We start from the raw sequence: 22720 nt of genomic DNA, 5'->3' as shown, positions 1-22720 counted from the left end.
ATGAATAAACATCTGGGCATAAGAATCGGGGTCTTAGTATTGGGATTTCTGCTGATTTATATCTATGATAACTGGGATTCCTGGTTTGGAGCTCCCGTTCAGTCGATAGGAGGAAACAGCGGGATGTCCATTCCTATGAATCTTGTTCTGAATGTCTGCTGGATCCTTTTGTGGTGTTTCTGGAATTTGGTTGAAATTATAGTCAGTTTTTTCACCAAAAATGAGACGAACAGAATGACGAACTTCATATTGATGCTCTCAGGGATTGCCTTATTAATTATTTACATCCTGAGCATTAAATAAAATAAAGAATATTGATGCAGAATACTGTATGCAGAAATTTAATATACATACCATCCGGAAAGAGGAAAGCTTAAAAAGTATAGCCACATTGTATCATTTGGATGCAGATGCTTTAAAACAGTTTCACAATAACCACTGTGGCGTAAAAGATATGATCCTGATAGAGCTTACCGGCCAGAAGGAAATATTTCTTCCCAGAACGGCTGTTACGGATAAAAAAAGACTGGTGGAATTCGGTAGGGGAAACAAAGTAGTTTTTCAGCCGCAGAATTCATTCAAAAAATATGGGGTTACCATTACCATTGAAAATGATGATCATAAGAATGAACTGAAATATGAAATGTCTGTACGTTGGCTGAAAACAGAGAACAAATTGCATTATTTTGATATAGACAGGACTTCCGCCCTTTATCTGAATGAAGAAGAAGTAAACGAAATAGCCGATCTGCTGGCGTATAAAACCTCTCAGGTGCTCTATCCGTTGCAGATCAGTGTAGATGAGCAGGGGAAATTCAGCGCGGTAGAAAATCTTTCGGTGTTTAAAGAAAGATGGCCCGCTGTAAAAGAAGAAGTCTATAAAGAATTTGATGGTGAAACGGTAGACCATTATTGCGAAAAAATAGAAAAGGTAATATATGAGCCCGATGCAATAGATCTTTACCTCAAAAATGATTATTTCATCAGAACATTATTTTTCGGGATATACCAGAGTTTCGGACAGAACTATCAGACGGAAACAGCGGAAAGTTTCCCGATTGTCAATAATCCGGTGGAACCCAGATATAAAGTGCAGCTGGAAATAGATCCTCTGAAAGATGAATACAACCTGATTCATATAGAAGGCGAAGGAAAGCTGAATGACGAAAGAACGGTGTATGATTTTATGAATAAAGCCCCGTTTTCCATGATTATTGATGACGATCCGGTGATGAATCATGAGGGAGATTTCAGGATCACTTATCATCTGAACGGAGAAACCTCACTTTCAGAATCAATGTATCTGGAATGTGATATACAGCTCGAAAAGAAAAAGAAGATATCAGTAGTAGTAGCTGCCCTGGCAGACTAATTGAGAAAAAAAACGTAACAACATGAGAATCAAACCAAATCATCAATTCTCAACAACGGTCGATCTTTATAACCTGAAATATGACGGGGCATCTAAATTTGATCCGGAATTCGGGAATGAATATTTAAGCAGATTAGTAATTTCAAATAAAGAATTTTAGCCATGGCAGAAAAACATATTGTAGTACAGGGTGCTATGTGCAAATGCCAGTTCGGACAAGCTCCGGACAAACTTAAAGTACTCTCGCACCAGAAAGAATACGCAAACGATAAAAATGCTTCTAAAAAACTGATCGTTACCACGAAAGAAATAGGAGCCGCTACATTTGAGAAAAATACTTTCGGGAACTGTCTCAAAATGGGAAGTCCGCCTCCGCCCTGCAAAATTATGGTCACGGAATGGCAGAATTTTTATGAAAAAGTACAGCTCAACAACAACGGATATATCATTTTAGAAGATAGCAAAGCCGTCTGCGCTATTGCCGGAACACCCTGCATTGAAATCATAGATCACGGACAGAGAACGGAAGGCAGCCCGCAGAACTTTAAAAATGCGGATCAGGATGTACAGCAGCAGATCAATCCGCTGGTGGATTCTGAGGAAATGTATAATGAGCAGCCCAAATACGGAGGGCAGGATGGTGTAATCTAAATCATAAAGAAATGGCAAAAGGTGTAAAAAAAATAAAGATTACAAAAGGGAATTTTTATCCGAAAATGTCTGTTCCAGGGCAGAGAGTTACTATTGTGCCCAATCAGGATGTCACTTTTCAGGTAGATGAATGGCTGCCGGGTACAACAGCCGAAGATAAAAAGAAGCCTGTAATCTGGATGAGACAAACCAATGACCGTAAAATTATTATCTATCAGGTCCCGTCTTCTACAGGTTATAAATTCAGTATTGACAAACAATTTTCCGGGAGTTATCAATTTTATATTGAGGCTAGCTTTTCCGGTAAAAGAGATACCAAAAATAATGTAGGACTTTATGTAAGAGGCTGGTGCGAACCTAAAATTATCAGCAGTAAATGGACGACTCAGAGAGGAAGCAAAACCAGCATAAAAAACCAAAGCAAAAACAACTATATTTCCTATGGCCACATCGTTTATCTTAATCTGACAACGGAAGGGCTTAATGGAAATACACTTATCATAGAACTCTGGAATCAGCAGACAGCCAAAAAAGATAAGCTGGTACACGTATACAGCAATGTACAGGTAATCGACGGAGAGGTGAATTTAAAAATAGAAAATACTTACTCATGGATGGCCTATGTAGATAATATCCAGAATGTAGAGGAATTTTATATTAAAGTAAAAGATTCAGGATCAAAGCAGTACATTAAAGATAATCTGGGTGATGATCTTCATGCCATCTATCTCAATGTGAAAAACAAAGTAATTACCACCAATGCCAACGTTAGTAAAAACCAGACCCCTACCAAAGTATATAAACCCGACGTAAACGCAGCCCGGTACGAGCCCTGTAAGTTTGAAGTTATTAAGATAACGGAAACTGAAGTAAAGGAAGGGAAAGCCAATAATACTACAGTAAAAGTTTTTGATAATGGAAAAGGAATCAAAAAACTGTCGTCTGCAGCACTTCAGGAACGGATTCAAAGAACCATTTACTATAAATATGATTCTACAATCATAGATAAAGATGGAGAAGCCATATTGAATAATGTCCTTAAATTCCTTCTGGAACACAAAGATTCTACCATGAACCTGAGTGGGTATGCTTGCGTCATAGGAAAGCAAAACTATAACAAAGGACTGTCCCAAAGAAGGGCAGATGTTGTAAAGAAATTTTTTGCAGAAGGAGGCCTGGATCCCACAAGAATAATTTCGGTAGGAAAAGGAGAGGTGGATCCCACGGATGATAAAATGGGACAGGACAATATCAAATATAAAAATGAAAAGGATTATGAAAACAACAGAAGAGTTGATATTTCCTTTGTGTTTAATGCTCATGATGCCCAGACCATTAACTATGAAGTAGTGGCTCCAAGCGTTTCAACCAAAAAGAAGCTTACCATAGATATTACAGGATTTGATACCAAGGAATGTTTTAGAGACAGCAAGAAAAAGCATAAAAAGCAGGTTCAGATTATAGATGTAGGACAGGCGGTAGATAAGGGAGATACCATGCAGACTTTTACAACCCCTTCTTTTGATTATAATGTTTACTCAGATATTTCAAGGGTTACTGTTCTTCCGTTACAGTATATCTGGCCTATGGCCACGAATCCCAACCAGTTTCATCTGCACATTCACAGTTGCAGGTATCTCAGCAATGAGAGAAGAACAGCCGTCTTACTCAAAGTGTATCCTGATATTAAATGGGAGCTTGCTTTTGAGTTTTTAATTAATGTTTCAAATTACAAGGCAGTCAATATGCCGCCCGGAAATATCTATGCCAAACATCAGGAAAAATCAAGACAGGCAGGGTATAAAAGATGGCGGATGAATGAATCCGGAAAGGTTCCTATTTCCGTAGGAGTAGGGCTTACCGCTGAATGGGATAATGGTCTTACGAAAAGATCGTTTACCAATGAATTTGCAGACAGAATAGGGTTGGCCGTACGTTTTATAGCCCGCTTTATCGGGGTGTTACAAGATGTAATCAATTTTGCACAAAGTACAGCAAAAACAGCTTCAATTCCGGCAAGTTTTGATATTAGGTATCCCAAACTTACTTTTGTTGGAAAATGGTATCTTGAAAGAAATCCTGAAACCAATCTTTTAGGAACCACAGGTGAAATTAATATAGGGCTGAAGCCTGTTATTGGAGCTTCCGTTGAAATAGATATTTTAGCATGTGCGGTTACTGCACTATCTTACGGTTTAACGGGAAATCCTGCCGCCGCCAAATTAATTGACAAGTTTAGAAAAGGGCTGGAGAAAATAGGAGGAGCTGTCACTTTTTCGGCAACATTTTACGGAGAGCTGGAAATAGAAATGGAAGCACTGAAGATCATTGGTGGTAAAGTAAAAATAGACGGTAAAACAACGATTGGCGGAAAAATGGGCGTAAAAGTAGTACTGGCCATTGAAATAGGCGGGAAATTTAACGCCAGCAGACAGAGGAGAATTATAGATTTCAGAGCGGAGGCCAGATTGGAAGGAGAAGCATTTTTTGGCGGAGACTTTATCATTAATACAGATGATAAAGGACTTTACTTCCAACCGGTATTGAAGTTTTCCGGAATCATAATTACCGGTTCCGTAGAAGGAGAAGTAGGATGGTGGAAAAGCAGCTTTAGAATGGAGGAAAAAGCTTTGGATAAATCAGAATACTATTTTGAAAAACATTATATTTAACAGAAATGAAAAAATTGGAAAATCCATATTATCACTTAAATATTAACTCATTTTGCCAGACTGAAGTATATGTAAATGATGTGATTATAGACGAATGGAAAGGATTGCAGACGCAAGGCAATGAAAGAAATATTGTAGTGGCACCCATTAACCACGCGATCCTTCAAAGCGGAAAGTATAAAGTGGTCGGGAAAATGTCACCTAAATATGGAGAAAAACTGTTGACGGAAGAAAGCTCTTACTTAGGAATTGAGTTTCTTGTTTCTGAAGCAGCGCGCATGAAAGAAACAAGAGCACCATTTCAGCCCAAGATAGAATCGCCCTGGAACGGCCTCAGTTCAGGCATTCAGTTTCCCCAATTTGAGATTGCCACAGAGATAGAAGTAGAGCTTCCTTTTGTACTGGACGGTTGGCAGAATTCTGTAGATCTTAATACGATTCCGGAAAACGAACTGTTCGATCAGGTTTATAATTACTATCACCAAATCCGGAATGTTCTGGAACAACACGATCTGGAAACCTTCCTGAAAATGTCCGAAGACAAAAAGAACCTTCAGGAGCAGGCATTTTATTTCAGTGAAGAAAGAAAAAACGATTTCTTAAATGGTGCCCGGCAGCTATTTTCCCAGAAATTACCGGTTATAGAATTAAAACGGGAAGAGGTTAAAATGGAAATAATGGGATACGGGAAACTGGTAAGATTAATCAGGAACGATGGTTCCCAGCCTTTGCAGTTTAAAAGCCCGGATTCTTTTGAACAGAGTAATATAGAACTGGAAGTAAAATTACACATGAGAAGTAGAGAGAAAGGATTAACGATAATCTGACAGAATGACTTTTTTTGGATTTTTTGTGGCTTTTATCACCTTAATCTCTATATTCACAGGATATAAGATTTATGAGAAAGTATTAAATAAATCGGAGGATAAAAAAAGGGAAAGCATAGCAGAAAAAATAGTTGTCCTGTTTTTTGTTTCTCTTCTGATGACCGGTATTAATATCATGACTTTTGTATCTTCCTATACTTTTATATGGGAAAAGACTTACAGGGCCTATTATGAACCCCGTTATGAAGCCACTGTCATCGGCTATAAGAAAGAACTGGTGAAAACACAAAGTTTTGGAAAATCTTCCTATTATGATCGGCCGGTTTACTTTCCAAAAGTAGTCTATACTGATGAGAATGGCGTGAAAGTATTCAAGACACTGGATTTTACAACCAATACACCTTTAAAGACCGGAGAGAAAGTTAAAATTACCGATACTTCTTCCAGGACCAGTGCAAACGCTTTGGATATTGACCCGATTATGCTATTGTTTGCTGGTGTTTTTACCGGAGTAGCTGCTTTTTTTACCTCTTTGCTGTCTACTTATATTACAGTTTTTGCTTTAAAAAAACGAATCAGGATTTCTATATATTTTGCTTTAGGAATAATGATTGTAAATGGAGTATGTATAGGTTTACTCTATCTCAAGATGTAACAGTAGAAAATTTATAAATATTAAAATAGGTTTAAACAATATGAAAACAAGACTTTTTGGATTTTTGATTGTAACAGCATTATTCAATATCTGCTGCGAAAGCAAAACTTTCGATGTAGCGTCCGTTTCTCCGGGCGAAGATGCAAAAAAATATAACTTCGAAAGCACAGGTCTTTTTCTGAAAGATGAAACCCCTGAAAAGAATATCGTACAGTATTACGCAGATGAAAACAAAGATTTAACGTACGATAAAATTCCTCTCGAAAAAACAATGGGAACCAGGATTACGGTTTACAAAGGAAAGATAGGTGCCGTGGATACCAATGCCGATGAAAAATATGCTTTAGAATTCGTTGAAAAGATAGTCGGTAAAAATGGAAAACCTACCGCTACCGTAAAAGATCAAGCCACGGTAGAGGCAAAATCTGTACAACCGATTTTTGAAAAGCTTAAAAAAATCTCACCTGAGAACGTCTCATGGAATCAGGGAGAGAAAAATTCATTTACCTATCCCACTTCTTTTTTCTGGGATGACGGGAAAAACTATTCTATCCTGAGTATAGCCATTGAAGAGGGGGGAAGAATCAGAAATAAATATGTGACTGTAACCAAAGAAGCCTACAGAAATAATGCTGTTTTCGGATTACAATACCCGACTCCTCAGGGATCTCCGTGGTATAACTACATGAAATAAAATAGGGTTAATTTCAGATAATAAATGGAGAATAGCAGAAAAATATCAAAATTGGAATACGCACTCATAGGAACTGTTGTATTTTGTTTTCTCTATTTTATTCTGTGGCGGATTTTTAAAGAAAAAATGCCGCTGCATGAGCATTTGGATCATATTTATAAAAATTATGACAGTTACGCGGAACGGGTCATTATTCTGCTTCCTCTCGCCCTGGTGGTTGTGACAGCGCTGCTTTTGATGCGTCCTACTCCCGCTAAACGGTTTTTAAGATTGCAGAACTCTATTCCTACATCAAAAATAAAATCCCTTGCCAAAGGACTTGTAGAAATAGAAGGAACACTCATTATGAAAGACCAGATGATTTCTCCGGTTAATCATGAAATATGTATCGGATATTACTACACCATTGAAGATATTGAAAAAGATGATAACAACAGGGAATCATACACCACCACTCACAGGGAAACCCGGTGTAAAGTCTTTCAGATGAAGGACGATACCGGAATGATAGAAGTACAGCCCGAGGGAATTGAATTGATCTTTTTAGAAAAAACAAACATCAGCAGTAATGGTAACAAAAGATATACGGAAACCCTTCTAAAAGACGGGCAGAAAATGCTGCTTGTAGGATATGCAGATGGTAAAGACGGAGTTCCTTTTATCAGAAAAGACGAACATTATAAAGTTCTGGGAATCACTTCTGCTTCCGGAATCAATGTGTGGAATACCTACCAGCCGCTGCTGAGGTCATTCTTATTTACCTGTTCCATTATTCTTTTAATCATCATATACCTACTTTTACAATAATGAACCGGACGGTCGCCTTCATATTACTCGGATTGCTGGGAGTAGCAGTCATCAGCTTCCTGATCAATTTGTACAACAAACTGGTCTTGCTGAAATTCAATGTAGAAAAATCGTACAGCAATATAGACGTTGTCCTTAAACAGAGAGCAGATGAAATTCCCAATCTTGTAAGCGTGGCCAAACATTTCATGAATTATGAAAAAGAAATCCTTACCCGGCTTACAGAGCTGAGGTCCTCTTACAACAGTGCGACAGGCTCCGACCGGAAAACAGAGCTTGCCAATGAAACTTCAAGGACTTTGAAATCATTTTTTGCCGTATCGGAGAACTATCCGGAACTCAAATCCAATAATAACTTCCTGGAACTTCAGAAAAGAATCACGGAACTGGAAAATAAAATTGCAGACCGCAGAGAATTTTTTAATGACAGTGTCAACCTGTATAATATTGGAATTCATGAGTTTCCTAATGTAATACTGGCGAAAATGCTGGCCTATCAGGATAAAACCTTACTGGAAGTTACCAATTCAGAAAAACAATATGATGGAATTCAGCTTTAATACATTTTTCGGATTTGAAAATGATCTTACGGCTCATCCGGAAATTGTCATATTCGGGGCCCTCTTTATACCGTTGTTACTCATGATTCCAATGGCTATTCTAGGCTGGATATTCAGAAAACTTAAACTGAATATGTATGTGATCCACACCTTGCTGTATACACTTATGTTTACATTTTTATTGGGATCCGTTGCCATGCTCATCCTTTTTTTCATCACAGACAGAAACGGAATTAAGCTGGCGTACTGCTGGCTGACTATCCTAGCCGGAATGTTCTTTTTCAGCGTGATGAATACAAATACCATCACCAAAATGTTCACCGACTGGTCTAAGATCATTAAGGAAAAAGACGATTCCCAAAGATAAATTTAACCTGTATTCGGGATAAGAAATTAAGATTAAAAGATGGAAGATGGGGGATGGAAGTTACTATTGGACGGTAAGCATTTAACAATTTCTTTTATGATCTATTGAAGTAGTTTTAAAGAAATTAATAAAAATATCCCTGTATTTCTATTTTTGGACTTCAATAACTTCCCTCTTCGAGCTTCTGACTTCCTTTCCAAATGATAAAAACTGAAATGTTTTAACCCGAATTCAGGTTAAATTTAGGCTTTGTATCAAAAATAAAAAAACCGGTTCAGGATTACTGAACCGGTCATCTGTTTCTATTTAATCATTTATTTCACAATAAATTTCAGCGTAGTCTGATCCAGTTTTAAAATATAGATTCCCTGCTCAAGATTTCTGATCTTAATGGAATTTCCATTTTTAAAAGGACTGTTGATAGTCTGTAAAGTTTTCCCCTGAAGATTAAAGATTTCAGCCTTTTTAATGTTCTGCGTATTTCCTTTTACAAAAATTTCCTGTCCGGAGATTGGGTTAGGGTATACCTGAAGTTCCTGAACCGCTGCTGTTTCTGCAGACGATTTTTGAGCGATCCTGGCTGTTCCCGAATAGCAAGTCCATTTAAGGTCATCAATAGCTACTCTGTTGCTGGATGAGCTATTGATAAGGCTTACCGTTACATTTCCTGAAATATTGATATTATTGATCGTTGTAGTGGTTGCAGTAGCGCTGTAAGGTATTGTTCCTACGGTTGTTCCGTTTACTTTTACATCAAAAGTTCCGTTGCTTCCTGAAAATTTAAGCTGAGTGGTCACCGTTAAAGATCCGATTCCGTTTGCGGAACTTCCTGAAGTCAGAGAACCATCTCTTACCGTAATCGCTTTGGTATTGATCGTCTGGTCGGTTCTGGCATCGGTTGCAGTCCATGAAATCCCGCTTCCTGTCCATGTTCTGGTCGTGTAAGAAGCATTGGCTGCCGGAATTGTTTCAAACGATTCGTTCACACAGTTGGTGCCCGGATTAGGAGTAGGCGTTCCCGGGTCGGTAGTTCCCGGCGTGGAAGAACCCCAGATCTGATTGACATAATTAGGATTGTCTATAAACGGATTTCTATTACCCTGATAGGTGTAAGAAGCATTGTTTCGGGCAACTTCGGCAGGAGAAACCGGATCCTGGTTGTGCCACGCAAGAAGAACATTCAGTTCCCAGGTCTGTAATCCCGGAAACGCTGAACTTCCCAGCATATTACCCGAAGAAAAAGAAGAAAGTTTACTCTGATAACGGGTTACGAAATAGAAGATCATCCTTGCCACGTCTCCTTTAAACTCATCAATCGGTTCAAAAACCGTCCCTGCATATCCTGAAGAAGAAGAACTCCCCAGTTTAGATCCGTTTTTCGAAGTGAATGTTGCAGACCCTACTTTTCCGAAAGGATAATTGCTTCTCATCCCGTTTACCTTTCCGTCTGTAGCCCTGATGAAGTGGATATCCGAAACCATAGGAGAAGCTTCGCTGAATAAACTTTGAGGAACAATATGCTCTCTGTTGTAGCAGTTACCTTCCGTAGAATAGGTCCCACATTGGTTGGTTCCCGGTGTATATTTGTAAGGATCGGCTCCTGAAGGTTTTTCTGAATAGATATCCATAATCGAACCGTCATTTTCATAATTCTTATCAATGTCAGTCGTTTTATAAGCCGTCCAGAGACCTCCGTATCCTTTGTCCTGATGTCCGTTTGAAATAATGTTACTTAATGCCGTTTTCAGCGGGGCACCGCTCAATCCATTTGCAGAATTGTAATAACCTGCAGGAGCCTGGGCATTGGCAAACCCCGCTATTACAGTACATAAGATAATTTTTTTCATACTAATAAAATTTTTGTAAGAATACTATATTTTCACGAATAAGAAATTACATTATTGTTAATTTTAAAATGTACTGCATGGAGTTTTATGCATACCATTGCAATGAAGGGAAATTGATGAGAAATTAATAATGGCCATCCTATTTTTAAAAGCGCTACTTTTATAACACAGAAACTATATGCCAGGATTAAAGTAAATTATGGGGAGTATTTATATAGGAATTATTTTTGTTTTTTCGTTTTTGACCATCATTCTTATTGCTGTTGTAAAACAGAAAAAAATCAATTTATACATTCCATTCACAATATATGTGATCTTATTGATGGGATATTTGATCAAAGTAGGGTATGATTTAAAAGAATACAATACGTATAACCACGAAGTATTTTCAAATGTCACAGGAGTAGTTATCAATAATCAAACCTATAATGCGGAGAAATATAATCAACTTTTCCAGGAACTAAAGTCTGATGAATTTTCATGGGTTAATCATCCCATAAAAAGAAAAGAATATTTTGTCAGTATATATACCAAACAAAGAATATATAAGTTTAAAATCTGGGACACTTATAACCAGGGAGTTTTAGTATACAGGATCAATAAAGACGGAAAAGAGTTTGTCACAAACAGGAATGATAAACTGATCTATTACTTGAACAATTTAAATTAAAAAGTAAGGTTTTGCTAAAATAATAAACGCCGGTACAAAAATATTGTACCGGCGTTTTTATATGATAATTGATTTAAATATCTGTTATTTTCTCTGAGGAGGATAGTTTTTCATGATCTCAGCCATGATCTCAGGAATCTGTCTCTGTTTAGCTTTTGGAGAATCTACGGAAATTCCGCTTCCGATACCCTGCCAAACCAGTTTGTTCGTTCTGGAATCTATAAGATCCACGATGAGTGCCCCTTCATTATAATTGCTGGTCCATGTTCTGTTCATTCCAACGCCCCATCCGAAAGGACCGCCCCATCCCCACATTCCGTATGGAGAACTGCTGGTGATATCCGTTACTTTTTTATGATTGGCTTTTACATTAACGATCAGATCAGGATTTTCGCCGGACTGAAGACCTTTGCTCTGAAGCTGTCTCGATAATTCGTTTAACACTCTGTCTTTATCAATATCATTCAGTTTCAGATCGTCAATTCTTATCTTATAGGTTTTATAAGTCGTGAAATTAGCAGATTCCGCATAATCTGAACGCACCTGAAATGGACTGCACGATGTAAGGCCTAATGCAGCCGCTGCTAACAAAATAAAAATATATTTTTTCATTTTATTTATTTTTTTTATCGTTTTTAATGAATGTATCAGTCTTTTTATCGTACCCGTAAGGACAGTGTCTGCAGCCGCTTTTACAGCAATATCCCCTTTTCAGATGGAATTTTTCCGTAAAAACCTTGTACCCCTGTTCATTGTAGTAGAAGTCTTCACCTTCTTTGATGTCATAATGGGCCATAAGTTAAATCTCTAAGTCAAAAAAACTTTATATTTGTTTGTATGATAATTATATGCCAAAAGCCTCTAAAAAAATTAAAAATTAACGGCATCGCTCTTTTTCCCTTTATCTTCATTAGGAAACCCGAAGATAAGGAAAATAAAGTACTTATCAATCACGAAAAAATCCATTTAAGACAGCAGTTGGAAATGCTTGTCATTTTCTTCTATATTTTTTATGTCATCGAATATTACTACTGGTTTTTCAAATTAAAAAACAGCTTCCTTGCCTATAAAAGAATCTCATTTGAAAGGGAAGCCTATACTATGGAGCATGATCTCAATTATCTGAGGAAAAGAAAATTCTGGAATTTCAGGAAGTATTGGAGGGGGAATTATTAAAAGATTAAAAGATTAAAAGATTAAAAGATTTAATGATTTAATGATTTAATGATTTAATGATTTAATGATTTAATGATTTAATGATTTAATAGGTCTTATTAAAATTCAATAGGGGCGGGCTTTAGCCCGCTCGCTCAAAAAATAACACACCCATTGGCTTTAGCCAAAACCTAAATTTCAAAACAAAAAAACAAATCCAAATCTTTTAGTAATTTTGCAATAATAGTTAAACTTTAGAAATGCTATTAAAATTCCCGGCAGAAACTGTTCCCATTCAGGAAATACCTACTGATTACAATATAAAACTCTTTATAAAAAGAGAAGATCTTATTCATCCTCAGATTTCCGGAAATAAATACTGGAAACTTTTTTACAACGTCAACAATTATCTGGAAAACCATCCGGAAAGCCCTTACCTGATTACTTTTGGAGGAGCATATTCCAATCATATTGCAGCAGTTTCTGCGGTCGGAAATTTAGCGGGAATCCCTACATTAGGCCTGATAAGAGGAGAAGAGCTTGCCAATAAATGGCGGGACAATCCTACACTGCTGTTTGCGAAAAGAAACGGAATGAATCTTAAATTCGTGAGCCGTGAAGAATACAGACATAAAGAAAAATTAACCGAATTTTTACAGAACGAATTTCCTCATGCCCTGATTATTCCTGAGGGTGGTACCAATAAAGAAGCCGTTGCAGGCGTAAAAATGATGCTGAATGACCAAACAAAAGATTTTGACTATCTTTGCACCGCAGTCGGAACCGGAGGAACGGTTTCCGGAATTGCAGAATTTTGTGAAGAAAATCAGAAAGTTATAGGTTTTAAAGTAGTTGACGATGCTTCACTTGAGAATAAAATTTTAGAATTAACTTCAATGCGGAATCTTAATCTAATAGATTCATGTTTCGGAGGTTATGGTAAAATAAAAGATGAAACGATCCGTTTTATCAATGATTTTAAAGAGAAATACGGGATTCCGTTGGAACCGGTATATACAGGAAAAATGATGCAGAAAGTTTTCGAACTCATTCATGAAGGCTATTTTCCTGAGAACAGCAGGGTTTTGTGTTTTCATACCGGCGGATTGCAGGGTATTGAAGGAGCTAATCTGCTTTTAGAAAAACAGAATAGAAATTTAATTATATAAGTAAAAATTGAAAAACATGAAAAGACTTTTCTTACTCATAAGCCTTTTAGTTTTATCAAAATTCTCAGCTCAGACTTGGGCTACTGAAGACCAGTATATTCAAAAATTCGCTAAATATGCGGTAGAAGAAATGGAAAAATACAAAATTCCGGCTTCTATTACATTGGCCCAGGGACTCTTGGAGACCGGAGGAGGGCAGAGCAGACTGGCACAGGAAGGCAAAAATCATTTCGGAATAAAATGTAAAGAAGACTGGACAGGAAAAACCATGAAGCATACGGATGATGCTCCCAATGAATGTTTCCGTGTTTATGATGATCCGCGACAGTCTTATGAAGATCACTCCATATTCCTGTCCACAAGAAAATACTACGCCAACCTTTTCAATCTGAACATGAAAGATTACAAGGCATGGGCACATGGACTGAAAAAAGCAGGGTATGCTACAAACCCTCGTTATGCCTCAATCCTGATCGGCAAAATTGAAAGATACAGACTTTACGAGTACGATGATACCAATTCCAGAGAAGTGCTGTATGCCGTGTTGAAAATGTATCCGGATCTGAAAGACGACAGAACATTTATGGCTCAGCTGGAACCATCAAAAATGAATGTTAAGAAAGCTAAAGAACCCGTTACCGTAGAAGTTCCATACAAGCAGACCTCTTATGCCCAGCAGCAGAAAAGAGTGGAAAAAATCAAAACAAAAGCCGAAATTCTTAACTCAATCCTGATTAAAAGCCACCCGAATGAAGGCTTAAAATATATCGTTATTCCTGAAGATACCACCGTAAAATTCATTGCAGATAAATTCAAAGTAAGCGAAAGCAGACTGGCTAAATGGAATGAACTGGACAGCAATATTTTAAAGAAAAATGATATTGTGTTCCTTGAATCTAAAAACTCCGCAGGAACTACTGCCATCTACAAAGCCGAGTCAGGCGAGGATATGCACGATATCGCACAGAAATTCGGAATCAAATTAAATAAATTATACGCAAAAAACAGAATGGATGAAGGACAAAAACCTTCCGCAGGACAGTTGATTTATTTAATTGATAAAAAACCTAGAAACTAATTTTTTGTTGACGTTTTTTAAGGGTCAGTTTTCAGTGAACGACCCAATATAAATGGTCAACTATCCACTAAAATATGAAATACCAAAGAAGTTCGGCTTTATTCGATGAAGCCTACAAATACATTCCGGGCGGCGTAAATTCTCCTGTGCGCGCATTCAAATCGGTAGGAGGGGTTCCCGTATTTATGAAATCCGCAAAAGGAGCTTACCTTACCGATGCAGATGACAATACTTATATTGACTACATCAATTCCTGGGGGCCGGCCATTTTAGGACATACCCATCCTGAAGTACTGGAAGAACTGAAAATGCAGGCTGAAAAAGGCTTCTCTTTCGGTGCACCCACTGAACTGGAAACAGAAATTGCAAAATTTATCATAGAAAATGTCCCGAATATTGACCAGATCAGAATGGTTTCTTCAGGGACAGAAGCATGTATGAGTGCCGTAAGACTGGCAAGAGGTTTTACGAAAAGAGATAAAATTGTGAAGTTTGAAGGCTGCTATCACGGCCATTCAGATTCATTTTTAATCAAAGCCGGAAGTGGTGCTGCTACTTTCGGAAACCCTAATTCTCCCGGAGTTACGGAAGGAACAGCTAAAGACACTCTGCTAGCCCGTTACAACGATTTTGAACAGGTAGAAGACCTTTTCCGTCACAATCAAGGGGAAATTGCTGCCGTTATCATTGAACCGGTTGCCGGGAATATGGGTTGCGTACTTCCTGAAAATGATTTTCTTCAGAATTTAAGAAAAATCTGTGACGAAAACGGAGCGTTATTAATCTTTGATGAAGTAATGACAGGATTCAGACTGGCATTCGGAGGAGCGCAGGAACTTTATAATGTAAAGGCTGACCTTGTGACTTACGGTAAAGTAATCGGTGGAGGTCTTCCAGTAGGAGCTTTTGCAGGAAGAAACGAAATTATGGACCACCTTGCCCCTAAAGGAGGCGTTTACCAGGCCGGAACTTTAAGCGGAAATCCATTGGCTATGAGAGCCGGATTGAAAACATTACAGCTTATCAAAAATGATCCGGAATTCTTCAACAGAATCAATAAAACAACGGAAACCCTGGATTTCGGAATCGGTAAAATTCTGAATGAAAAAGGAATTGCACATAAGATCAACAGAAAAGGATCCATGATGTCCGTATTTTTCCATACGAACAGAGTTTCCAATTTTGATGAAGCGCAGGCAGCAAACCATCCTTTGTTCAATAATTTCTTCCATCAGATGCTTCAAAATGGAGTATATCTTCCACCAAGCGGCTATGAAACCTATTTCATAAGTGACGCAATCAAAGACAGAGAAATTGACATGACATTGGAAGCGGTAAGAAAATTTGAATATTCTTAACAGCTAACCCATACATTATACAAAGACCGGACGACTAAATCCGGTCTTTTTTATGACATTATTATTTTGAAATAGGAGAGTTTTAACGAAGAATAATATTCATCGGATCCCAATCCTTATCCTTTGGAGAATGGTCAAAAAAAAATAATTACACCTTTTCAAAACCAAAAAACACAATGCTTCAATAAATCGTACAGATATTGTAATAAACCATACATCCCGATCATTCCGCTTCTTTTTAATTTTGTCATAAACAGATTGGAATGAATATCTCTGACAACCCTATTTCGCGTAAAGATTTTATAAGAAACTCAGCACTGGCCGCCGCCGGACTTACTTTAATACCCAATATCATGGCAGCATCTCCTTTTTTCGATGAACAGAATCACCTGGCAAAAGGAAAAACAGCCTTTAAAAATGTCCGTCTGGAAACCGGCTTCGAATATGAGGAAGGAGAAGTAATAGCTACCAAAACCGATCTTTTTTATGTAGAAACAGAAAACGGAAAGATAAAAACCATCAGTCCGAACCAGCCCAACGCAAAAGCTGTTGATGCCCGAGGAATGCTGATGCTTCCTGCTTTTAAAGACATGCATATTCATCTTGATAAAACCTTTTACGGAGACCAATGGCAGGCAGTAAGAAAAAGAAAAGGAGGCGTAAAAGGAATGATTGAACTGGAGAAGCAAATGCTCCCTGAAATGCTGAAAAACTCAACATTCAAAGCAGAAAAAATGATTGAACTGCTGCAGTCCAAAGGAACTTCTTTCGCAAGGAGCCATGTCAATATCGAGCCGACATCCCAATTGAATTCATTAAAAAAACTTCAGAAAGCGCTGGATAATAAGAAAAAGACTTTCGGAGCTGAACTTGTGGCTTTTCCTCAACATGGCGTATTTTATACAGATTCAGCGCCTTACCTGAAAGAAGCAGCACAGATGGATATTGATTTTATTGGCGGTGTAGATCCTTTTACCATAGATGGAGCGATTGAAAAAACAATTGATTTCACCGTTCAATTGGCTTTAGACCACAAAAAAGGAATTGATATCCATCTTCATGAAACAGGAGAATCCGGCCTGAATACTGTTGAATATCTTATTAAAAAAGTGAATGAAAACCCTTCACTGAAAGGAAAAACATTCCTTAGCCATTGTTTTGTTCTGGCCAAATTGGATAAAGCCAAGCAGGAAGAGATCGCTGAAAAATTGGCGGAAGCTCAGATCGGAATTGTTTCTACCATTCCGTTCGGAAGTCTCATCATGCCGATTCCTACGCTGTATAAGCATCATGTAAATGTATTGACAGGTAATGACAGTATTGTAGATCACTGGAATACTTTTGGAACGGGAAGTGTGCTTCAGAAAGCCAATTTAATGGCTCAGCTGTATGGATATTCCACAGAGTTTTTATTATCGAGAAGTCTGAAACTGGCAACAGCAAATGTTCTTCCACTGGATGATCAGGGAAAACAGCAATGGCCCAAAACAGGAGATCAGGCAGATTTCGTGCTGGTGAATGCAAGTTGTTCTGCAGAAGCAGTTTCAAGAATTTCCAATGTGGAATCGTTGGTGTATCAGGGGAATGTAGTGTATTAAAATTTTACTTCAAGAAATATAAACGTGCGTAATTGAACCATTCTTACCTCCTTCACCGTTCTTAATGTTTCAAAAACTTATCAAACCTGTTTAAGAATGAAAATTTCCTCTGCCCCGAAGATTTCCTGCATAAATTTTACTAATTTTAGGAGAAAATCAGGGCACGTGGCTTATCATACAGATCATTTTCCGGTTTTGGGAATTCAGGAATTCAGTGAAAACCAGCTTCAGGGCTGTCATTTGCTGTTTAATGAGCTGCATGGGGAACGTTCTATTGATGAGCCTCATAAGCACGATTTTTTTATCATTAATCTATTCGAACGCGGGAAAGGCAGCCATACCATAGATTTTACGGAATACGAGGTAGGAAACAGCCAGATTCATCTTGTTTTTCCGGATCAGGTGCATCAGTGGGTGATAGAAAAGGAGACGGTGGGTTATCAATTGATGATCAGCAGAGACTGGTTTGAAAGTTTTCTGCCTTCCCTGAGATTTTCAGCTTCTTATTATCAGAATCATCCGGTTATTCATCTTTCCAAAGAAATTTTTAAAACTTTTCTGTATGAATTTCAGGCCATTCAGAAAGAGGTGAGTGCGGAGAATGTATTTTGGGAAGTCATACAGAAACGAAGTGAGCTTATCGGACTGCTGGTCAGTAAATCCGTGGAAGGAACTTTCAAAGATTTTGAAAAATATCATTCCAATCCTATTATTTCCAAATTTCTGCATCTTATTGATGAACATTTCAAAACGCAGAGATCAGTTTCTTTTTATGCGGAGAAGCTTCATATTTCTGCCAATTATCTGAATATTGTCTGTAAAAAAAATCTCAATGCTTCGGCATCTTCCCTTATTCAGGACCGTATTCTGCTGGAAGCAAAACGCCTTTTAAAAGTGTCGGAAATGTCTGTAAAAGATATTGTTTATGAATTAGGCTTTTACGATCATGCCAGCTTTTCCAAATTTTTCAAAATACAGACGGGAATGACTCCGTCTCAGTTTAAATAACTTGGGTTTGGGATAATGCTTTCTAAATGAAAAACTGAACAGAAAGGTTTAATACGATGATTTTTCATTTTTTAAGATGTACAAAGAAATAAAGCCTATCGAAGTAATACCCAACTTTGTATTACTTTAATAAACGAAGTGGCTTTGTCTCGCTTTAAGACATTTAAAAGGTAAAGAATTCCTTGTTTATCATTGCGATAAATGATAGCTTTAATAATTAATTATTTAATGCTACTCCTTATCCCGACTCAGGTTAAATAATAATCCATACAAAACAAAGCATAATTGATACATCGCTCCTGAAATGAAGCGGTTGTACCTTTGTCATGTTAAAATAAAAGTCATGCAGTTTCCCTACCAGTTGGCAGCAAAAGGAAAATATTCACTCAAAAATGTCCGTCTCGAAACGGGATTCGAATACAATGAAGGAGAAGTGGTCCGTACAGAAACTGATCTTTTCAGTATTGAAATTGAAGAAGGAAAAATCAAAATGGTAAAAGCGAATGATCCTGCTTCTGATGTTTGGGATGCCAAAGGGTTTCTGATGCTTCCTGCGTTCAGAGATATGCATATCCACCTGGACAAGACCCTGTATGGACTTCCCTGGCAGGCACTTTCGCCCAAACGGAGAACGGTGAAGGACATGATTGCTTACGAGCAGGAAATCATTCCCGAACTTCTGAAAACATCCGTGGAAAGGGCAGAACAGCTGATCAGTCTTCTCCAGCATTACGGAACTCATTATTCGAGAGCACATTTTAATATTGATCCTACGTCAGGTTTACAATCGCTTGAACATCTGGAAACGGCATTAGAAAATAAGAAGGATTCTTTTAAAGCTGAACTTGTTGCATTTCCACAACATGGTTTGTATTATACGGATACTCTTCCTTTAATGAAAGAGGCAGCAAAGCTGAAAAGTGTAGGTTTTATCGGAGGGCTTGATCCTTTCAGCATTGACGGAAATATAGAAAAAGTACTCGATTTTACAGTTCAGCTGGCTTTAGACCATAAAAAAGGAATTGATATTCATCTGCATGAAGCAGGAGAGTCCGGAATGAAAACAATTCATTATCTGATTGATAAGGCGATTGAAAATCCGGAACTGCAGGGGAAAACATTTGTAAGTCATGCTTTTGCTTTAGGACATCTTTCCCAGAAAGAAACAGAACATATTGCGGAAAGACTGGCAGCAGGAAAGGTAGGAATTGCTTCTTCAGTACCGTTCAGAGGAACCATTATGCCAATTCCTGTATTGAAAAAACATGGAGTGAATGTTTTGATTGGAAATGATAATGTGCAGGATTACTGGAGTACTTTCGGATCCGGGAATATGCTTCAGAAGGCGAATCTTATGGCAGAATTATATGGATATGAAACGGAGTTCGACTTATCCAGAGCCCTTCAGTTTGCTACTCAGACCACCATTCCTTTAAATGATGAAGGAAAACAGCAATGGCCGAAACCGGGAGACGATGCATCCGTTATCCTTACCGATGCTTCCTGTTCTGCAGAAGCCGTTTCCAGAATCTCCACAGTAGAAGCCCTTATGAATGATGGGAATCTGTTCTGGAGATCATAATTGAAATATATATTTTTTATATACTTGTTCTTTGTAAATAAAAGCCATTGGGTTATTCCGATGGCTTTTTTTGTGTCTGTTTTTGAGGTATTTTTATATTTTCATTGAAATAAATAAAAATATAAAAGCTTAAATTTGATTTAGTTTTTTATTGTTTGTAAAAAGTTTATTTTTATTATTTAATCTTGAAAAAATAAAACCAAATTCATACTATGATGAGAAAACTGATATTCATACTTGTGCTGGGTATGGTTAATGAATTTAATTCACAAATTAAAGTTGAAGAAGCATTAAAAACATTTAAAGAAAAATATCCTCAGGAAAAAATACATCTGCTTTTTGATAAAAAAAATTATCTGACAGGGGAAAATATATGGTTTAAAGCCATTGTATTTGAAGGGTACAATCCTTCTACAATTTCTACCAATCTTTTTGTAGAATTGTATGACCAGAACAAAACCCAGATTACAAAAACATTCGTTCCTCTCCTGAATGGAAAAGGTGGCGGAAGCATCAGCCTTCCGGAAACATTGAAAGAAAATGTCTATTATATAAGAGCTTATACAACATGGATGACTAATTTCAGTGAGGATTTTCAACTGATACGTCCTATTGAAGTCTACAATCCTTCTTCTCCGGAAAAGCTTGTGAAAGATAGTCTTTCGGCATGGCACGCTGAAGCTTATCCTGAAAGCGGAACTTTTATTGAAGGAATTCCCACAAAATTTGCCGTAAGACTTCGTTCCAAAGGTTTTACCCCTTCAAAATGGAGTGGCTATGTTGTTGATACTGAAAAACCGGATACCAAAATGATAAGCTTCGACGGTTTTGATGAAAATGTAGGAGCATTTGAACTCACGCCTCAAAATGGGAAGAAATACAGGGTGATTGTTTTTGATTCTAATGGAGCTAAACAAAGTATAGATCTTCCCGATGTAGCTGTATCTGGTGTTCATCTACAGGTAAAAAGTAATTCAGAGGCGGTAGCTTTTACGTTAACCGGAAAAAACCTGTCGGCATCTCAAGGATATAAAATCATCGGAACTATGGATAATCAGCTGGTTTATAAAGCCATTGCTGCAAAAATATCCGGCCAAACATTATCCATTCCAGCTGATAGACTCGTAAATGGTATTTTGCAGATCAGTATTTTTGATGATCATGAGAACTTGCTTGTACAAAGGCTTTGTTTTGTGCAGCATGAATTATTGAAAATTAAGAAACCTGAACTTCAGTCCTTATCGCTTAGTGAAAGTCCGCGTGCTTCCAACTCCTTCAGTATTACAAAAGACGACAGCGAGTCTGATTATTCCGTACTTGTTATGGACGGAAATGCCCAAAGCTCTGAAGATGATAACAACCTTTTAAGTACTTTATGGCTTACAGGTGATATCAAATCAAACATCAGTTCTCCTGCCCGCTATTTCGATAAAAACAGTAATGGAGAAGCATTGGATGCCTTGTTAATTTCCGAAAAATGGAAACGCTTCGACTGGAAAATGCTGACTCTGGGAAACTTTCCTATGATTAAAAATAAACCTGAAAACTATATTTCTTACAAAGGAAAAGTTTCAGTTCTGGGAAATCCGGCTCCTAACGCAGATCTTAACCTTGTTTTTTCAACTACGGATAAAAGCCCGTCCACCGCATTTCATCAGGTAAAAACAGATGATAAAGGCTTTTTCAGTTTAAACGGATTGGTATTCGAAGATGTTTTGAAAGTATCTTATCAGCTAAACAGCGAACAGAAGATTCCCAAAGAACAGGTTCAGGTGATCTTTCAGCCTAATTTTGATTTTATCCCTTATAAAGGCAATATGCCGGAAAGCCGGTATCTCCTGACAAAACGTGATGCCAATGAAAAGCTGCCTGATGAAATTGCAGGATATGTGACCAATAAAAATATTCAGAAGACCCTCAGAGAAAAAGTGACGGATATTGAAGAGGTTAAGTTAACAGGACAGAAGAAAAATTTAACCAAAACGCTTAATGCCACATTAAGCAGTTCTTTATTCAGAAGTGGAAATGAAGTTGTTTTTGATTTTGTAAACGATAATAATAATGTGGCCAGTGTCAATATTCTTCAGTGGCTGCAGGGAAGAGTGGCTGGGCTGGACATACAGTCGCAGGGAGGCAATTATGTTCCCATGCTGAGGGGATCCCGCGTGGGAATTTATGTAGATGAAATGCCTGCAGATGCGGGTTATATTTCATCTATTTCTGTGGCAGATATTGCTATGGTGAAAGTCATCAAGGGCTATTTTGCAGGCGGTTTTGGCGGCGGTAATGGGGCTATTGCCATTTATACGCGCAGAGGCGGAATGACGGGTTCTGCCAATTCTAATCAACCCAGCATGCTAAAGAAAATTTCATTAAAAGGATATCCGAAAGATACTCCGTTCATCAACCCGGATTACAGCAATGAAGAGTTTAGAAAAATTCCAAAAGATGCCCGTTCTGTACTGTATTGGAATCCTTTTCTGGAAATTCAGCGGGAGCCTGCAAAAGTGCAGTTTTATAACAATGATGAAGCCAGAAATTACAGGATCATCATTATGGGGTATGATAAAAATAGCTATATGCCGGTTTATTATAATGAAGTGGTGAAATAGTATTGGATAGAGAGCTTCCAAAAGAGTGATCCGCATGT

Annotated in this window: 23 protein-coding genes; 20 read left to right on the top strand and 3 right to left on the bottom strand. The window is 37.7% G+C overall.

Features of this window, described 5'->3' with window-relative positions; translation table 11 throughout:
* The 11 genes from ACM46_RS05960 to ACM46_RS05915 are packed head-to-tail and all read left to right on the top strand — an operon-like array spanning position 1 to position 8605.
* Positions 1 to 303 carry a hypothetical protein gene (locus ACM46_RS05960; RefSeq protein ID WP_048505733.1) on the top strand — a complete coding sequence of 101 codons (303 nt, stop codon included), beginning with the start codon at positions 1 to 3 and terminating at the stop codon, positions 301 to 303.
* Between the two features lie 28 nt (positions 304 to 331).
* Positions 332 to 1372: a hypothetical protein gene (locus tag ACM46_RS05955; protein ID WP_048505732.1), complete on the top strand. Its 1041-nt coding sequence runs from the start codon at positions 332 to 334 to the stop codon at positions 1370 to 1372.
* 22 nt (positions 1373 to 1394) lie between these two features.
* Positions 1395 to 1532, top strand: a complete 138-nt coding sequence (locus tag ACM46_RS23300; RefSeq protein ID WP_157859428.1) for a hypothetical protein — start codon at positions 1395 to 1397, stop codon at positions 1530 to 1532.
* Between the two features lie 2 nt (positions 1533 to 1534).
* On the top strand, positions 1535 to 2023 hold the full coding sequence (locus ACM46_RS05950) for a DUF4280 domain-containing protein (RefSeq protein WP_048505731.1): 489 nt from the start codon (positions 1535 to 1537) through the stop codon (positions 2021 to 2023).
* Positions 2024 to 2034: 11 nt separating this feature from the next.
* Positions 2035 to 4695 carry an OmpA family protein gene (locus tag ACM46_RS05945; RefSeq protein ID WP_048505730.1) on the top strand — a complete coding sequence of 887 codons (2661 nt, stop codon included), beginning with the start codon at positions 2035 to 2037 and terminating at the stop codon, positions 4693 to 4695.
* 5 nt (positions 4696 to 4700) lie between these two features.
* Positions 4701 to 5522: a hypothetical protein gene (locus ACM46_RS05940; protein ID WP_048505729.1), complete on the top strand. Its 822-nt coding sequence runs from the start codon at positions 4701 to 4703 to the stop codon at positions 5520 to 5522.
* Positions 5523 to 5526: 4 nt separating this feature from the next.
* A complete protein-coding gene (locus ACM46_RS05935; RefSeq protein ID WP_048505728.1) occupies positions 5527 to 6177 on the top strand; it encodes a hypothetical protein in 651 nt (216 codons plus the stop codon).
* Positions 6178 to 6217: 40 nt separating this feature from the next.
* Complete coding sequence (locus tag ACM46_RS05930; protein ID WP_048505727.1) at positions 6218 to 6871, top strand: hypothetical protein; 654 nt, start codon at positions 6218 to 6220, stop codon at positions 6869 to 6871.
* 51 nt (positions 6872 to 6922) lie between these two features.
* Positions 6923 to 7678 (top strand): hypothetical protein, encoded by a 756-nt coding sequence (locus tag ACM46_RS05925; RefSeq protein WP_131707546.1) that lies wholly within the window; start codon positions 6923 to 6925, stop codon positions 7676 to 7678.
* On the top strand, positions 7678 to 8238 hold the full coding sequence (locus ACM46_RS05920; RefSeq protein ID WP_048505725.1) for a LemA family protein: 561 nt from the start codon (positions 7678 to 7680) through the stop codon (positions 8236 to 8238). Before ACM46_RS05925 ends, ACM46_RS05920 begins: the two co-directional genes overlap by 1 nt.
* Entirely contained in the window at positions 8219 to 8605 is a 387-nt protein-coding gene (locus tag ACM46_RS05915) for a hypothetical protein (protein ID WP_048505724.1), read from the top strand. Before ACM46_RS05920 ends, ACM46_RS05915 begins: the two co-directional genes overlap by 20 nt.
* Before the next feature lie 314 nt (positions 8606 to 8919).
* On the opposite strand, the gene ACM46_RS05910 is transcribed toward ACM46_RS05915, so the two are convergent.
* Positions 8920 to 10452 carry an endonuclease gene (locus tag ACM46_RS05910; protein WP_048505723.1) on the bottom strand — a complete coding sequence of 511 codons (1533 nt, stop codon included), beginning with the start codon at positions 10450 to 10452 and terminating at the stop codon, positions 8920 to 8922.
* A 199-nt stretch (positions 10453 to 10651) separates the two neighbouring features.
* Here ACM46_RS05910 and ACM46_RS05905 point away from each other — a divergent pair, with 199 nt between their 5' ends.
* Positions 10652 to 11122: a hypothetical protein gene (locus tag ACM46_RS05905; protein ID WP_131707545.1), complete on the top strand. Its 471-nt coding sequence runs from the start codon at positions 10652 to 10654 to the stop codon at positions 11120 to 11122.
* An 84-nt stretch (positions 11123 to 11206) separates the two neighbouring features.
* Here the strand turns inward: ACM46_RS05905 and ACM46_RS05900 are convergent, their stop codons facing one another.
* Positions 11207 to 11734 carry a DUF4136 domain-containing protein gene (locus ACM46_RS05900; protein WP_048505721.1) on the bottom strand — a complete coding sequence of 176 codons (528 nt, stop codon included), beginning with the start codon at positions 11732 to 11734 and terminating at the stop codon, positions 11207 to 11209.
* Between the two features lies 1 nt (position 11735).
* The gene (locus ACM46_RS05895) at positions 11736 to 11918 is read right to left on the bottom strand and encodes a C1orf53 family protein (protein WP_007842321.1); all 183 of its coding nucleotides are present in this window, start codon (positions 11916 to 11918) and stop codon (positions 11736 to 11738) included.
* Positions 11919 to 11959: 41 nt separating this feature from the next.
* Here ACM46_RS05895 and ACM46_RS23625 point away from each other — a divergent pair, with 41 nt between their 5' ends.
* From ACM46_RS23625 to ACM46_RS05855, 8 genes are all read left to right on the top strand, one after another.
* A complete protein-coding gene (locus tag ACM46_RS23625) occupies positions 11960 to 12298 on the top strand; it encodes a hypothetical protein (RefSeq protein WP_048505720.1) in 339 nt (112 codons plus the stop codon).
* A gap of 239 nt (positions 12299 to 12537) precedes the next feature.
* Positions 12538 to 13446: a 1-aminocyclopropane-1-carboxylate deaminase/D-cysteine desulfhydrase gene (locus ACM46_RS05885; RefSeq protein WP_048505719.1), complete on the top strand. Its 909-nt coding sequence runs from the start codon at positions 12538 to 12540 to the stop codon at positions 13444 to 13446.
* Positions 13447 to 13462: 16 nt separating this feature from the next.
* Entirely contained in the window at positions 13463 to 14524 is a 1062-nt protein-coding gene (locus tag ACM46_RS05880; protein WP_048505718.1) for a glucosaminidase domain-containing protein, read from the top strand.
* Between the two features lie 74 nt (positions 14525 to 14598).
* Entirely contained in the window at positions 14599 to 15882 is a 1284-nt protein-coding gene (gene hemL, locus ACM46_RS05875) for a glutamate-1-semialdehyde 2,1-aminomutase (RefSeq protein WP_048505717.1), read from the top strand.
* 263 nt (positions 15883 to 16145) lie between these two features.
* Positions 16146 to 17480 (top strand): amidohydrolase, encoded by a 1335-nt coding sequence (locus tag ACM46_RS05870; protein WP_048505716.1) that lies wholly within the window; start codon positions 16146 to 16148, stop codon positions 17478 to 17480.
* 165 nt (positions 17481 to 17645) lie between these two features.
* Entirely contained in the window at positions 17646 to 18488 is an 843-nt protein-coding gene (locus ACM46_RS05865; protein WP_048505715.1) for an AraC family transcriptional regulator, read from the top strand.
* 343 nt (positions 18489 to 18831) lie between these two features.
* Entirely contained in the window at positions 18832 to 20070 is a 1239-nt protein-coding gene (locus tag ACM46_RS05860) for an amidohydrolase (protein WP_048505714.1), read from the top strand.
* A 212-nt stretch (positions 20071 to 20282) separates the two neighbouring features.
* Positions 20283 to 22682, top strand: coding sequence for a hypothetical protein (locus tag ACM46_RS05855; protein WP_117614422.1), 2400 nt, complete (start codon positions 20283 to 20285; stop codon positions 22680 to 22682).
* The last annotated feature ends 38 nt before the right edge of the window (positions 22683 to 22720 follow it).

Source organism: Chryseobacterium angstadtii (assembly GCF_001045465.1).
Lineage (GTDB): Bacteria > Bacteroidota > Bacteroidia > Flavobacteriales > Weeksellaceae > Chryseobacterium > Chryseobacterium angstadtii.
Note: the sequence above shows the minus strand (reverse complement) of the source record. Positions and strands in the feature narration are given on the sequence as shown.